This is a genomic window from Mycobacterium sp. NGS19 (genome assembly GCF_059813155.1).
The window spans coordinates 30,957-45,340 of record NZ_JCALEB010000001.1 but is presented as its reverse complement, the minus strand read 5'-3'; the positions used below and the strand labels follow the sequence as shown (position 1 = coordinate 45,340).

Here is a 14,384-nt window from a genome sequence, read left to right as displayed (position 1 = left end):
GTCGTCGGGCCTGTGAACTGAATCACCATACCTATTCGGAAACGAGATGTATGCACATTGGTCACTGTGAAATCTCCCGCACCAGAAAGACGCGCTGCGATCTCGCCGGCTACGTAGCGCGCTTCGCCCGCCGCTCGGCGAGATCGGCCTTGGCCGCGGCCTCCGGTTGCGACGAATCCGCCAGCGACTGCTCGATGACTTCGCGCAGCTCGTCGAGCTCGCGGCGAAGGTAGTCGCGGGTCGCCACTTCGCCGATCGCCAGGCGCAGCGCCGCCAGCTCCCGGGCCAGGTACTCGGTGTCGGCCTTGGTCTGGGCTGCTCGTCGGCGGTCCTCGTCGAGCGCCACCCGGTCGCGGTTCTCCTGCCGGTTCTGCGCCAGCAGGATCAGCGGCGCGGCGTAGGCGGCCTGCGTGGAGAACGCCAGATTGAGCAGGATGAACGGGTAGGGGTCCCAGCGCCAGCGCACCGCGCCGAGGTTCAGCCCGATCCAGACGACCACGATGATCGTCTGCCACAGCAGATAGCGGCCGGTGCCCAGGAAACGTGCGATCGACTCACTGAATCGCCCCACCGCCTCGGGGTCGAACGAAGGCGTCAAGCGGTGCCGGTAGGGCCGGGGGGTGTCGAGCCGCTGACGCGCCGACGCCGCGCTGATGGGCCGATCCGTCTGCGCTTCTCGCCTGCTGCTCACGTCACCCCCTCAGCGCTCGACGAGAGTTCGGGTTCCTCGAATTGCAGGCGCCAGTCGTCCGGCAGCAGGTGGTCGAGAACGTCGTCGACGGTCACGGCGCCCAGCAGGTGGTTCTGGTCGTCGACCACCGGCCCGCAGACGAGATTGTAGGCAGCGAAGTATCGGGTCACCGCCGCCAGCGACGACTCGGGAGCCAGGCTCGGCAGGTCGGTGTCCACCATGCCGCTGACCAGCGCCGCCGGTGGTTCCCGCAGCAGGCGCTGCAGATGTACGCAGCCCAGATAGCGGCCGGTCGGGGTGGCCGTCGGCGGCCGCGCGACGAACACCAGCGACGCCAGCGCCGGCGTCAGATCCGGGTCGCGGACTCGGGCCAGCGCTTCGGCGACTGTGGTGTCCGGCGCGAGCACCACCGGATCGGACGTCATCAACCCGCCCGCGGTGTCGGGGGAGTGGCTGAGCAGCCGGCGCACCGGCTCCGAGTCCTCAGGGTCCATCCGACGCAGCAGCACCTCGCGATCGACCGGGTTGATCACCTGCAGCAGGTCGGTGGCGTCGTCGGGATCCATCGCCTCGAGCACGTCAGCCGCGCGTTCGGTGTCCAGCTGCATCAGCAGCGCGCGCTGCTCGCTTTCGGACAGCTCCTGCAGCACGTCGGCGAGGCGTTCGTCGTCAAGTGCGTTGATCAGCTCGACGCGGCGCTTGGTGGGCAATTCGCGGATCGCTTCGGCGACCTCGATCGGGCGCTGGTCCTCGAACTGGTGCAGCAGCTGTGCCACTCCCTGGCCGGGCAGCGCCAGCGCCGACGGCGTCAGGCCCTGCACGTGCTGCCAGTCGACGACGTAGATGTTGCTGCGCCGACCGAGCCGGCGCGGGCTGCGCACCGCGACCTTGGTCACCACCCACTCGCGGGTACGCGTCTGCTCCACGCCCAGATCCACGACCACGACGTCCATGCCGGCCAGCTGCTCGAGTTCGGGATCGGTGACCCGCACGCGGGTCTCCACCACCTGGCCGAGCACCAGCACCTCACCGGGGCGCTGTGCGAACCGGCGCAGCGACACATTGGCCGTGGTGAGCGTGACCGCATTCGGCTCGATCGCGGTCACTCGGGTGATTGGAACGAAAATTCTTCGGCGCGTGAGCAATTCGACAACCAAACCCAACACGCGCGGCTGCTGGCGGACGATGCTGATGCTGATCACCACATCGCGCACCCGGCCGATCGACTCGCCGTCGGGGCCGAGCACGACCATGCCCGCCAGCCGCGCCGCGTACACCCTGTTCACCGCAGCCATGACTGCAAGGGTAGGAGTAATCCCGTGGATGAGACTGAGCAGACCGCCTATCGGCCGCGCCGGACCTGTCTTTCCGTGCCGGGCAGCAGCGCCAAGATGATCGAGAAGGCCAGGGGCCTGAGCGCCGACGAGGTGTTCGTCGACCTGGAGGACGCCGTCGCGGTCGACGCCAAGGAACAAGCCCGCACGCAGGCGGCGATCGCGCTGTCAGAACCCGGCTGGAATGCGAAGCTGCTCGGGGTTCGCGTCAACGACTGGACGACGCCGTGGACGTACACCGACGTGATCGAGGTGGTGTCCACCGCTGGTGCCGCGCTGGACATCGTGGTGCTGCCGAAGGTCAGCGACGTGTCACACGTTCAGGCGCTCGATCTTCTGCTGACTCAGCTGGAGATGACGCACGGCCTTCCGGTCGGCCGCATCGGCATCGAGGCGCAGATCGAGAACGCCCAGGGGTTGACGAACCTGGACGCGATCGCGGCCGGCCCGCGGATGCAGGCACTGATCCTCGGACCCGCCGATCTGATCGCCAGCCTCAACATGCGCACCCAACAGGTCGGTGAGCAGCCGCCGGGTTACGACGGCGACGCGTACCACCACGTTCTGATGTCGATTCTGATCGCCGCCCGCACGCACGGGATCGCCGCGATCGACGGGCCGTACCTGAAGGTGCGCGATGTCGACGGATTCCGAAGAGCCGCAGGCCGATCCGCGGCACTGGGCTATGACGGCAAGTGGGTGCTGCACCCCGACCAGATCGCGGCGGGCAACGAGATCTTCAGCCCGCGCCAAGACGAGTACGACCACGCCGAGCTGGTTCTCGAAGCCTACGAGTGGCACACCTCGGCGGCCGGGGGCGCGCGGGGCGCAGTGATGCTCGGCGACGAGATGCTCGATGAGGCCAGTCGCAAGATGGCGCTGGTGATCGCCGCGAAGGGCCGGGCCGCCGGCATGACGCGCCAAGGCGAACGGTTCCAGCCGCCGCGCTGAGGCTAGGTGTAGGACGAGGAGTCCGGGGACATTCCGATGAAAATCCAAAACGGTATGCCGAGCACCAGCGTGACCACGCCGACGATCACGGCCGCCAGCGCCATGCCGTGCCCGCTTTGGCCGGTGCGCGCAGTCTGACTCATCGCGACCACGCCCAGCACGATCCCGACGAGCGACGGAACGAAGCAGAAGCACAGCGGCACCCCCAGGCAGGCCGCCACGAGCGCACCGATCGCCATGCCGTTGGTGCCTTGCGGTCGCTGCATCGCGTACGGGTCGTACGGGTTCGCGCCGTATTGCTGGTACGGCGGCGGGAACGGCGGATATCCGGGAGGCGGGCCGGGATAGCCGGGAGGCGGGCCGGGATACGGTGGCGGGTATGGTGGCGGACCCGAAAACCCTTCCGTCGACGGGTATTCGAACGGACGGTCGGGGTCGTTGGGATCGTACGTCACGACTGACTCACGGCGGACTATGAAGAACCGAAGGCGAAGAGGCCGATGACGAGGATCGCGACGATGGCGAGCAGCAGCGTCACGGCACCGACGATGATCCCGGCAAGCGCCATGCCGCGGCCCTGTTCACCGGATTCCTTGATCTGGTTGATCGCGATGATGCCGAGCACGACGCCGACGATCGCGGCGATCACTCCGAATATCCCGCACAGGAAATCCAGAGGAATACCGATGATCGAGGCGACCAGCGAGCCGACGGCCAAGCCGTTCGTTTTCTGTTGGGGCGGATAACCTCCCGCGTAGGGCACGGGGGGATATCCGGGCATCGGCGGCGGCGGATAACCGCCCGGCGGCGGGTATGACGGCGGCGGGTAGGGCGGCGGATAGCCCGGTGGCCCATACGCGGGCGCAGGAGGCGGGGGATAGGTTGGCGGCGGCGACTGCGGCTGCTCGATCGGGGGCGGCTCGTATCCCCCCGAGGGAACGTCGTGCTCGCCGGGCCGCTGGCCCGGGTCGCCGGGTGTCGTCATGGCGATCAAAATAGCTTACGGGCTGGTGACGCGCGGACCTTCACCGACTTCGACGCCGGCCGGGGCACAATCGAGCGGTGCACCGCACACACGTGAGGAGACAGAACCGATGACGAGCCCATTCCAGGGGCAGACGCCCAACACACCGGGACCGGGGCCCAAAGGGCCGTCGCTGCCCACCCCGCCGAAGGGTTGGCCGATCGGGTCGTATCCGACATATGCCGAAGCGCAGCGCGCGGTGGACTACCTGTCCGACCAACAGTTTCCGGTGCAGCAGGTCACGATCGTCGGCGTCGACCTGATGCAGGTGGAACGCGTCACCGGTCGGCTGACCTGGCCCAAGGTGCTCGGCGGCGGCGTCGTCACCGGGGCCTGGCTGGGTATTTTCATCGGCCTGGTGCTCGGGCTGTTCACCGGGACGTTGCTGGTGCCACTGCTGTACGGGGTGGTCTCGGGTGTGGTCTTCGGGTTGATCACTTCAGCGGTCCCGTACGCAATGGCCCGCGGCACAAGGGATTTCAGCTCCACGATGCAACTCGTGGCCGGGCGCTACGACGTGCTGTGCGATCCGCAGAACGCCGAGAAGGCCCGAGACTTGCTGGCCCGCTTGACGTTATAGCCGCGCAGGTTGGCGCTACGCCGTTTTTCGGCGCAGGTCACGATTGCGCTGCAAGCGCCGCGAGGGGTTGGACATCGCGCGCGTCGGCCTTTACCGTTTGCGCGCGGGAAAGGAGGCGGCCGTGCGGGACAGGTGGCGCAGTGCACTGCGCCGGCTCTGTGCGGCGACGGCTGCCGCACTGACCGCGACGACTGTCGTGTCCGGCTGCTCCACCGCCGCCCACGGCACCGTGATCACGTTCTACACGCCGGCCGGCGACGCGAACACGTTCGCCGCGCTCGCCAAGAAGTGCACCGAGCAGTTCTCCGGGCGCTTCCGCGTCCAGCAGATGAGCCTGCCCAAAGGCGCCGACGACCAGCGGCTGCAACTGGCCCGCCGACTCACCGGCAATGACACGACGCTCGACGTGATGGCGCTGGACGTGGTGTGGACGGCCGAATTCGCCGAGGCGGGCTGGGCGTTGCCGCTATCCGACGACCCGGCGGGCCAAGCGGAGGCCGACGCGCGTGCCGACACTCTGCCCGGCCCGCTCGAGACCGCCGAATGGAACGACAAGCTCTACGCCGCACCGATCTCGACGAACACCCAATTGCTCTGGTACCGAGCCGATTTGGTGTCCACGCCCCCGACGGACTGGGACCAGATGGTGGCCGAGGCCACCCGCCTGCACAAGGAGGGCAAGCCAAGCTGGATTGCGGTGCAGGGCAGGCAGTACGAGGGCCTGGTGGTGTGGTTCAACACCTTGCTGGAAAGCGCTGGGGGACAAGTACTTTCCGACGACGGCAAGACGGTCACGCTGACCGACACCCCGCAGCACCGAGCGGCGACCGTCCGGGCACTGCAGATCATCAAGAACGTCGCCACCGCGCCAGGAGCCGACCCGTCGATCACCCAGACCAACGAAGAGACCGCGCGGCTGGCGGTGGAGCAGGGCAAGGCAGCGCTGGAGGTGAACTGGCCGTTTGTGCTGCCCTCGATCATGGGCAACGCGATCAAGGGCGGGGTGTCGTTCCTGCCGCTCAACCAGCGCGGCGACCTCGCCGGCGCGATCAACGACGTCGGCGACTTCGACGCCGACGACAGCCAGTTCGCCACCGCCTACGACGCAACCAAGGAGGTATTCGGCTTCGCGCCATACCCCGGCGTGCAGGCCGACCAGCCGGCCAAAGTCACTCTCGGCGGCCTGAACCTCGCCGTCGCCAAGACCACGCAACACCGCGCCGAGGCCTTCGAAGCGATCCGCTGCCTGCGCGACCTCGACAACGAGAAGTACCTGTCGACGCAGGGCGGGCTGCCCGCGGTGCGGGCGTCGCTGTACGACGATCCGCAGTTCCAGCTGAAATATCCGGCCTACGACATCATCCGGCGCCAGCTCACCGACGCCGCGGTGCGACCTGTGACGCCGAATTACCAGACCGTGTCGATGCGGATCGCCGCCGCGCTCGCGCCGATCACCGAGATCGATCCTGAAAAGACAGCGGACAAGCTGGCCGCCGAAGTGCAGAAGGCGATCGACGGCAAGGGGCTGATTCCGTGACAGCCACGACCGCCCCGGCGCGCAGCGAACGTCGAGCGCAGCTGCGGCTGGCCTACCTGCTGATCACGCCCGCGGTGCTGATGATGTTGGCGGTCGCGGCGTACCCGATCGGCTACGCGGTGTGGCTGTCACTTCAGCGGATCAATCTGGCCACGCCCGCCGACCGGGCGTTTGTCGGGCTGGCCAACTATCAGACCGTGCTCGCCGACCACTACTGGTGGACTGCTTTGGCGGTGACGTCGGCGATCACGGTGGTCTCGGTGACCATCGAGCTGTTCCTCGGCCTTGCGCTGGCGCTGGTGATGCACCGCACGATCTTCGGCAAAGGCGTGGTGCGCACCGCCGTGCTGATCCCGTACGGGATCGTGACCGTCGCCGCGTCGTACAGCTGGTACTACGCGTGGACGCCGGGCACCGGCTACCTCGCGAACCTGCTTCCGCAAGGCAGTGCTCCACTGACACACCAGATTCCGTCGCTGGCCATCATCGTGCTCGCCGAGGTGTGGAAGACCACCCCGTTCATGGCTCTGCTGCTGTTGGCCGGCCTGGCACTGGTGCCCGACGAGCTGATGCGGGCCGCGCAAGTGGACGGCGCGGGCGCGTGGAAGCGGCTGGTGAAAATCACGCTGCCGCTGATCAAGCCGGCCGTGCTGGTGGCCTTGCTGTTTCGCACGCTGGACGCGTTTCGGATCTTCGACAACATCTACATCCTGACCGCCGGCGCCAACAACACCGGTTCGGTGTCGATCCTGGGCTACGACAACCTGTTCAAGGCCTTCAACCTCGGGCTCGGTTCGGCGATCAGCGTGCTGATCTTCGTGTGCGTGGCGCTGATCGCGTTCGTCTTCATCAAGCTGTTCGGGACGTCGGCGCCCGGAGCGGACGACAGAGAGACCTGATGGCCGAACGGGTGAGCGCCGGGCGCAAAGCGTGGTGGGTGATTGTCGACGTGCTCGTGGTGGTCTACGCGCTGTTTCCGGTGCTGTGGATCCTGTCGCTGTCGCTCAAGCCGACCTCGACGGTCAAGGACGGCAAGCTGATCCCGGCGCAGATCACTTTCGACAACTACCGCGGCATCTTCAGCGGCGACCTGTTCGGCCCGGCACTGCGCAATTCGGTGGGCATCGGGCTGATCACCACGGTCATCGCGGTCGTGATCGGCGCGATGGCCGCCTATGCCGTTGCGCGCCTTGACTTTCCGGGCAAGCGATTACTCGTCGGCGTCGCACTGCTGATCGCAATGTTCCCCCAGATATCTTTGGTGTCACCGCTGTTCGACATCTCCCGCGCGCTTGGGCTGTTCAACACTTGGCCGGGGTTGATCATCCCGTACATCACGTTTGCGCTGCCGCTGGCCATCTACACACTGTCCGCGTTCTTTCGAGAGATCCCGTGGGATCTGGAGAAGGCCGCCAAGATGGACGGCGCCACCCCGTTCCAGGCTTTCCGCAAGGTGATCGTCCCGCTGGCGGCACCCGGTGTGGTCACCGCGGCGATCCTGGTCTTCATCTTCGCGTGGAACGATCTGCTGCTGGCGATTTCGCTGACGGCCACCACCGCGTCGCTCACCGCGCCGGTGGCGATCGCGAACTTCCCGGGCAGTTCGCAGTTCGTCGAGCCCACCGGATCCATCGCCGCCGGCGCAATCGTGATCACGGTGCCGATCATCGTTTTTGTTCTAGTCTTCCAGCGACGGATCGTCGCCGGGCTGACGTCCGGCGCAGTGAAGGGATAGCCGATGGCCGAGATCGTGCTGGACAGGGTGACCAAGAGTTACCCCGACGGCACCACCGCCGTGTCCGAGCTGTCCCTCGAGATCGCCGACGGCGAGTTCATCATCCTGGTCGGCCCGTCGGGCTGCGGCAAGTCCACGACGCTGAACATGATCGCCGGCCTCGAGGAGATCACGTCGGGGGAGTTGCGCATCGACGGGCAGCGGGTCAACGAGAAGGCGCCCAAAGACCGCGACATCGCGATGGTGTTCCAGTCGTATGCGCTGTATCCGCATATGACCGTGCGTCAGAACATCGCTTTCCCTTTGACATTGGCGAAGATGAAGAAGGCCGAAATCGCCCAGAAGGTCGAGGAGACCGCGAAAATCCTTGACCTGACCGAGCTGTTGGACCGCAAGCCCGCCAGCCTGTCCGGCGGTCAGCGGCAGCGCGTGGCGATGGGACGCGCGATCGTCCGCAACCCGAAGGCTTTTCTGATGGACGAGCCGTTGAGCAACCTCGACGCCAAGCTGCGCGTGCAGATGCGCAGTGAAATCTCCCGCCTGCAGCACCGCCTCGGCACTACCACGGTCTACGTCACCCACGACCAGACGGAGGCGATGACGCTGGGTGACCGCGTCGTGGTGATGCGCGCCGGAGTGGCCCAGCAGGTCGGGACTCCGCAGGAGCTCTACGACAAACCGGCCAACTTGTTCGTCGCCGGGTTCATCGGTTCCCCGTCGATGAACTTCTTTCCCGCGCAGCTGACCGATGTCGGGGTCCGCCTGCCGTTCGGCGAGATCACGCTCATGCCTGAGGTGCTCGACGTCGTCGCCCAACATCCCACGCCCGACAACGTCATCGTCGGCGTGCGGCCGGAGCATCTCGATGACGCTGCGCTGATCGACACGTTCCAGCGGCTGCGCGCGCTGGTGTTCGAAGCCGACGTCGAAATCGTCGAGTCGTTGGGCTCCGAGAAGGTGGTGCACTTCTCCACCGACGGTGCCTCGGCCCAGTCGGCTCAGCTGGCCGAACTGGCGGCCGACTCCGGAGTTGGCGAAAATGATTTCGTCGCAAGGCTTTCCGCCGAATCAGCCGCCGCGGCCGGTCAGCGCATCGAGTTGGCATTCGACATCACCAAGCTGGTGATCTTCGATGCCGACTCAGGGGTGAACCTGACGATTCCGCCCGCATCCGGGTGACCGACGTGCGTGCGCACCTACAGGCGCACTTCGCTGCCGGTGAGCCGGACACCGCGAGCGTCACGTTCGTGGGCGTCGCACCGATCGACGTGCTGCGGTTCGGTCCTGACGTCGACGGGGTGGTGCACTACGTGTCGGTTGCGGGCGACGCGGCCGCGCAGGTGGTGGTCAGCCTGAGGACCGCCACCCCGCTGCCCGGCTTGGCGCGCAGCGTCGCGGTGCTGGCAGCAGCGCCGGTCGTGGAGGGATTGGTGTTGACGGCCGACGCACTCGTCGACCTGGGCCACCCGCTTTGGCAGGGCGCCCCGTTCACGGCAGTCCTGTTGGGCCACAGCACCATTGAGCCGTTCGACGCGGTAGAGTTCTTCAGCGCGGTCCCGGTCACCGCCAATGAGGCGGCGTGGGTGCGGCTGAAAGGGCCCGCGGCGATGCGCCAGGCGTGGCGCGAGGACGGCGTCGACGTGCTCGACCCGGCGCGGCGGGCGGGCTCGCCCGGCGGGTGGTGACTGCGACAGACTCGACGACCGCGCGGCCGCTACAGCCACTCGTTGTTGCGGAATATGCGGTACAGCGTCAAGCAGACCACCAGCATCAACCCGAGCACTGCGGGATAGCCCCACACCCAATGGGTTTCGGGCATGTGGTCGAAGTTCATCCCGTAGATCCCGGCGAGCGCGGTCGGCACCGCGGCGATGGCCACCCAGGCCGAGATCTTGCGCATGTCGACGTTCTGCTGCATCGCGACCTTGCCGAGCGCTGCCTGCACCAGCGAGGACAACATCTCGTCGTAGCTGACGATCCGGTCGGACGCCGCGATGTTGTGGTCCAATACGTCGCGCATGTAGCGGCGCACCTCGATCGAGACCAGATCGTCGTTTTCGGCCAGCCGCTGCAGCGCCAACGTCAGCGGGCTCACCGACCGGCGTAGCTCGGCGACCTCACGCTTGAGCAGGTAGATGGCTTCGATGTTGGTGCGCTTGCGCGGCGAGAAAATGTCCAATTCCATTGCGTCGACGTCGACTTCGATCATGTCGGTGACTTCCAGGTAGTGGTCCACCACATGGTCGGCGATCGCGTGCATCACCGCGTACGGGCCCAGGTTGAGCATCGCGGGCGAAGTCTCCAGCCGCTTGCGCACGCCCGCAAGGCCGCTGAAGTCGCCGTGGCGGACGGTGACGACGAAGTCGCGGCCGACGAAGATCATGATCTCGCCGGTCTCGACCACCTCGCGCGCCTTGGCCATGGACTCGTGCTCGACGTATTTGACGGTCTTGAGCACCATGAACAGCGTCTCGTCGTAGCGCTCCAGCTTGGGCCGCTGGTGTGCATGCACCGCGTCCTCCACGGCCAGCTCGTGCAGGCCGAAAACATCAGCGACCGTCTGCATCTGGCGCTCGTCGGGTTCGTGCAATCCGATCCACACGAACGCCTCGTTGCCCGCACGCTCCAGCTCGTGCACCTTGTCCAGCGCGGCGGCGTGGGTGTACTTGCCCGGCAGGCGCTTGCCGTCCATGTAGACGCCGCAGTCCACCATCGCGTGCGCGACGGGAACATGGATGGAGCTGGGGTCGGCGGTCTTGCCGCGCACGGCCGGTCGCAACGACGGCGGCAACGAGGGAAACGATGGCATCGGGACCGGACCTCCCGTCGCAACGCAGTCTGACGCGACGATCATGCTACGCGCTTTCGCGGTCTGGCCGACGCTGTCAGGCGACGAGCCGCACGGGCAGGCGTTTGAACGAATTGTTCAGGTTCGAGCGGATTCGCACCGGCTCGCCGGTGATGTCGATGCTCGAGAACGTCGAGAGCAACTCGTCGAAGAACACCCGCCCTTCCAGGCGCGCAAGATGCACACCGAGGCAGAAATGACTGCCGATCCCGAACGACAAATGTGGATTCGGATGCCGGTGAATATCGAAGGCCTGTGGGCGATCGAAGACTTCTTCGTCACGGTTGGCCGACGTGTAGTACATCGCGACCTTGTCTCCGGCCGCAATGTATGTGCCGGCCAGTTCGGTATCGATTAGTGCTGTGCGCCGGAAGTAGTGCAACGGATTGTCGTAGCGGATGATCTCTTCGACGGCGCCGGGCAGAAGCGACGGGTCGGCCCTCAGCTCGGCGAGTTGATCCGGGTGACGAAGCAATGTGAGGAGCCCCGACGACAGAATGCCTTTGGTGGTGTCGTTGCCCGCGGTGACAAGCTGAACGAAGAAGCCGCCGAAGTCGACGTCGCTCATCGGCTTGCCGCCGAAGTCGGCGCTCAAAATCGCCGTGGTCAGGTCCTCGGTGCCACCCCGTTTTCGCCGCGCGGCTGCCAATTCGATTGCATACATTGCCATCTCGATGGTCGCCGCTTGGGCGTCACCTTCCGGGCCGGCCAGCTCCGGGTCTTGTCCGGAGGTGTTGCGTTCTGCCAGCTCATGCAAGTGGTCCCAGTCTTGCCGAGGCAAACCACACAGCTGACCGATCACGCGTGTCGGCAGTCGTGCGGCGACCTGGTGGACAAACTCGACGTCGCGACGCTCGCGTGCCTCGGCCATGATGCCCCGGCAGACGTCGCGTATCCGTTCCTCCAGCCCGGCGATCACGCGGGCGCGGAAGTGCAGCGACACCGGGCCTCGGTGCGCTGTGTGCGCGGGCGGGTCCATTGCCAGCAGCATGGTGCGCATCATCGCCAGGTTCTCCGGCGACAGATTTTCGACGACTACGCCGCCCTCACTGGCCGAGAAGATCTCCGGGTGGCGGCCCACCTTCGCCACGTCGGCGTGACGCAGCACCGCCCAGAAACCGGGCTCGTCGTCCATCGCCTGCCAGTGCACCGGATCAGTGCGCCTCAGCTCGGCCAGCGCCTCATGCGGCGCACCGTCGACGAACGCGTCGGGGTGGGCCAGATCGACGGAGGACGTCGTCACGGCTACCCGATCAACACATTCGGCCGAGGCAGCCCGGCCGCCTCACACAGCGCGACGTACGCCGCCAGGGTCAGGGCACCGTCGAGCACGCTCTCGACGTTGCCGTCCGCGTCGAGGTTCAAGTTCGCCCCGTACATCTGGAACCAGACGTGGGTGTCGTCCTCGAGCACCTCGAGCGTGTGCACCGATCCCGCAGGTTCGTACAGGAACGACCCTGCGCGGTTGACGTACTCGTATTCCTTGTATTTCCAGGCGCCCGAGGTCGTGTACGCGTACACCGGGCCGGTGTGCTTGTGGCGCTGTACTTCATAACCGGCTCCGAAAATGTTCTCCACGATCCACAGGCCCTCGGCCTCCTTCACCTGGACCACCTTGAGCTTGGAGCCGTCACCGATGTCGACGAACGGAAGATCGTCGGCGCCGATGTGCACGGCCGTCGGCACTTCGACTGTCGTCATCGCAAGGCCTCCTGAAAGATCGGCGTGAACTGACGGTACGCCTGGCCTACTGGTGCCCGGCGGCTTTTCGAGGTGCGCTAGTTTCGTCGGCGAACCCATCGGAGACGAGGAGCAACCTGACGTGAGCACAACTCCCCTCAAGGTCGCCGTCACCGGCGCCGCCGGCCAGATCGGCTACAGCCTGCTGTTCCGCCTGGCGAGCGGCTCGCTGCTGGGGCCGGACCGCGAGATCGAGCTGCGGCTGCTCGAGATCGAGCCCGCGCTGAAGGCACTCGAAGGTGTGGTGATGGAGCTCGACGACTGCGCGTTCCCGCTGCTGGCCGGCGTCGAGATCGGCGCCGACCCGAACAAGATCTTCGACGGCGCCAACCTGGCGCTGCTCGTCGGTGCCCGTCCGCGCGGGCCGGGCATGGAGCGCAGTGACCTCCTGGAGGCCAACGGCGCGATCTTCACCGCACAAGGCAAGGCGCTCAACGAGGTTGCGGCCGACGATGTCCGTGTCTTGATCACCGGCAACCCGGCCAACACCAACGCGCTGATCGCGATGAGCAACGCCCCCGACATCCCGCGCGAGCGGTTTTCTGCGCTCACCCGCCTGGACCACAACCGCGCGATATCCCAGCTGGCCAAGAAGACCGGTGCGAAAGTCACCGACATCAAGAAGATGACGATCTGGGGCAATCACTCGGCCACCCAGTACCCGGACATCTTCCACGCCGAAATCGGCGGCAAGAACGCCGCCGAAGTGGTCAACGACCAGAACTGGATCGAAAACGACTTCATCCCCACCGTCGCCAAGCGTGGCGCTGCGATCATCGACGCGCGCGGCGCCTCGTCGGCAGCGTCGGCCGCATCGGCGACCGTCGACGCCGCGCGCGACTGGCTGCTGGGCTCGCCCGAGGGGGACTGGGTGTCGATGGCGGTGGTCTCCGACGGCAGTTATGACGTGCCGGAAGGCCTGATCTCGTCGTTCCCCGTCACCACCAAGGACGGCAACTGGACGATCGTGAGCGGCTTGGAGATCAACGACTTCTCCCGCTCCCGGATCGACAAGTCGACCGCCGAGCTCGCCGACGAGCGCAAGGCCGTCACAGAGCTCGGGCTTATCTAGAGGATCGGCCTGCCGCCGGTCACCGCGATCCGCGCGCCGGAGATGTAGCTGCCCTCGTCGGAGGCCAGCAGCACGTAGACCGGCGCGAGCTCGGCGGGCTGACCGGCCCGCCCGAGCGGGGTGTCGTCGCCGAAGTTCTTGACCTTCTCCGGCGGCATCGTCGCCGGGATCAACGGGGTCCAGATCGGTCCTGGCGCAACGCTGTTCACGCGAATTCCCTTGTCGCCCAACAGCTGTGCCAGGCTGGCCGACAGGTTGGCGATCGCCGCCTTGGTGGCGGCATACGGTGCCAGCGTGGGGGAGGGCATGTCGGAGTTGACCGACGAGCTGCCGATGATCGACGAGCCGGGCGGCATGTGCGGCAGCGCCGCCTTGACGAGATAGAAGTACGCGCCGACATTGAGCCTGAACGTGTAGTCCCACTCCTCGTCGGAGATCTCGTCGAGGCTCTGGTGCGTCATCTGGAAGGCGGCGTTGTTCACCAGCACGTCGATGCTGCCGAATTCGTCGACGGCACGCTGGATCACAGCGCGGCAGTGCTCGGGGCTGGACAGGTCGCCGTCGACCAGCACGCATGTGCGGCCGGCCTCTTCGACGAGGCGCGCGACCTCGCGGGCGTCGTCGTGCTCGTTGAGGTAGGCGATCAGCACGTCGGCGCCTTCGCGGGCGAACGCGATCGCAACCGCGCGACCGATGCCGCTGTCCCCGCCGGTGATCACCGCCTTCTTGCCGGTCAGCTTGCCCGAACCGCGGTAGCTCTGCTCGCCGCAGTCGGGTACCGGATCCATCTGCGCTTGACTGCCGGGAACCTGTTGCTGTTGTTCGGGGAAACCCATGGCGCACGGATAGCCGATCCGGCGCCGTGAAAACCT

16 protein-coding genes are annotated in these 14,384 nt (G+C 66.5%); 8 read left to right on the top strand and 8 right to left on the bottom strand.

What is annotated here, in order from left to right; translation table 11 throughout:
* Positions 1-109 precede the first annotated feature (109 nt).
* Positions 110-655, bottom strand: coding sequence for a DUF1003 domain-containing protein (locus tag AC5Y4N_RS00210; RefSeq protein WP_499909865.1), 546 nt, complete (start codon positions 653-655; stop codon positions 110-112).
* 32 nt (positions 656-687) lie between these two features.
* A complete protein-coding gene (locus tag AC5Y4N_RS00205; protein ID WP_499909793.1) occupies positions 688-1,986 on the bottom strand; it encodes a magnesium transporter MgtE N-terminal domain-containing protein in 1,299 nt (432 codons plus the stop codon).
* A gap of 24 nt (positions 1,987-2,010) precedes the next feature.
* Here AC5Y4N_RS00205 and AC5Y4N_RS00200 point away from each other — a divergent pair, with 24 nt between their 5' ends.
* Positions 2,011-2,976, top strand: coding sequence for an HpcH/HpaI aldolase/citrate lyase family protein (locus AC5Y4N_RS00200; protein WP_499909794.1), 966 nt, complete (start codon positions 2,011-2,013; stop codon positions 2,974-2,976).
* A gap of 2 nt (positions 2,977-2,978) precedes the next feature.
* On the opposite strand, the gene AC5Y4N_RS00195 is transcribed toward AC5Y4N_RS00200, so the two are convergent.
* Positions 2,979-3,431 carry a DUF4190 domain-containing protein gene (locus AC5Y4N_RS00195; RefSeq protein WP_499909796.1) on the bottom strand — a complete coding sequence of 151 codons (453 nt, stop codon included), beginning with the start codon at positions 3,429-3,431 and terminating at the stop codon, positions 2,979-2,981.
* Between the two features lie 17 nt (positions 3,432-3,448).
* A complete protein-coding gene (locus tag AC5Y4N_RS00190; protein ID WP_499909798.1) occupies positions 3,449-3,961 on the bottom strand; it encodes a DUF4190 domain-containing protein in 513 nt (170 codons plus the stop codon).
* Positions 3,962-4,070: 109 nt separating this feature from the next.
* Here AC5Y4N_RS00190 and AC5Y4N_RS00185 point away from each other — a divergent pair, with 109 nt between their 5' ends.
* The 6 genes from AC5Y4N_RS00185 (at position 4,071) to AC5Y4N_RS00160 (ending at position 9,537) form a co-directional block, all read left to right on the top strand.
* Positions 4,071-4,580, top strand: coding sequence for a YflT domain-containing protein (locus AC5Y4N_RS00185; RefSeq protein ID WP_499909799.1), 510 nt, complete (start codon positions 4,071-4,073; stop codon positions 4,578-4,580).
* Between the two features lie 121 nt (positions 4,581-4,701).
* Positions 4,702-6,117, top strand: a complete 1,416-nt coding sequence (locus AC5Y4N_RS00180) for an ABC transporter substrate-binding protein (RefSeq protein WP_499909801.1) — start codon at positions 4,702-4,704, stop codon at positions 6,115-6,117.
* The gene (locus AC5Y4N_RS00175) at positions 6,114-7,016 is read left to right on the top strand and encodes a carbohydrate ABC transporter permease (protein ID WP_499909803.1); all 903 of its coding nucleotides are present in this window, start codon (positions 6,114-6,116) and stop codon (positions 7,014-7,016) included. The genes AC5Y4N_RS00180 and AC5Y4N_RS00175 overlap by 4 nt, the downstream gene beginning before the upstream one ends.
* On the top strand, positions 7,016-7,852 hold the full coding sequence (locus AC5Y4N_RS00170) for a carbohydrate ABC transporter permease (RefSeq protein ID WP_499909805.1): 837 nt from the start codon (positions 7,016-7,018) through the stop codon (positions 7,850-7,852). Before AC5Y4N_RS00175 ends, AC5Y4N_RS00170 begins: the two co-directional genes overlap by 1 nt.
* Before the next feature lie 3 nt (positions 7,853-7,855).
* Entirely contained in the window at positions 7,856-9,031 is a 1,176-nt protein-coding gene (locus AC5Y4N_RS00165) for an ABC transporter ATP-binding protein (protein ID WP_499909808.1), read from the top strand.
* Positions 9,032-9,036: 5 nt separating this feature from the next.
* Positions 9,037-9,537 carry a suppressor of fused domain protein gene (locus AC5Y4N_RS00160; protein ID WP_499909810.1) on the top strand — a complete coding sequence of 167 codons (501 nt, stop codon included), beginning with the start codon at positions 9,037-9,039 and terminating at the stop codon, positions 9,535-9,537.
* A 29-nt stretch (positions 9,538-9,566) separates the two neighbouring features.
* On the opposite strand, the gene corA is transcribed toward AC5Y4N_RS00160, so the two are convergent.
* From corA to AC5Y4N_RS00145, 3 genes are all read right to left on the bottom strand, one after another.
* Positions 9,567-10,661: a magnesium/cobalt transporter CorA gene (gene corA, locus AC5Y4N_RS00155; protein ID WP_499909812.1), complete on the bottom strand. Its 1,095-nt coding sequence runs from the start codon at positions 10,659-10,661 to the stop codon at positions 9,567-9,569.
* A gap of 76 nt (positions 10,662-10,737) precedes the next feature.
* On the bottom strand, positions 10,738-11,943 hold the full coding sequence (locus tag AC5Y4N_RS00150; RefSeq protein WP_499909814.1) for a cytochrome P450: 1,206 nt from the start codon (positions 11,941-11,943) through the stop codon (positions 10,738-10,740).
* Between the two features lie 2 nt (positions 11,944-11,945).
* Positions 11,946-12,401: a 2,4'-dihydroxyacetophenone dioxygenase family protein gene (locus AC5Y4N_RS00145; protein WP_499909816.1), complete on the bottom strand. Its 456-nt coding sequence runs from the start codon at positions 12,399-12,401 to the stop codon at positions 11,946-11,948.
* A 121-nt stretch (positions 12,402-12,522) separates the two neighbouring features.
* On the opposite strand from AC5Y4N_RS00145, the gene AC5Y4N_RS00140 reads away from it, so the two are divergent.
* Positions 12,523-13,512 (top strand): malate dehydrogenase, encoded by a 990-nt coding sequence (locus AC5Y4N_RS00140; RefSeq protein WP_499909818.1) that lies wholly within the window; start codon positions 12,523-12,525, stop codon positions 13,510-13,512.
* On the opposite strand, the gene AC5Y4N_RS00135 is transcribed toward AC5Y4N_RS00140, so the two are convergent.
* Complete coding sequence (locus AC5Y4N_RS00135) at positions 13,509-14,348, bottom strand: SDR family oxidoreductase (RefSeq protein WP_499909820.1); 840 nt, start codon at positions 14,346-14,348, stop codon at positions 13,509-13,511. The genes AC5Y4N_RS00140 and AC5Y4N_RS00135 overlap by 4 nt on opposite strands.
* Positions 14,349-14,384: the final 36 nt, after the last annotated feature.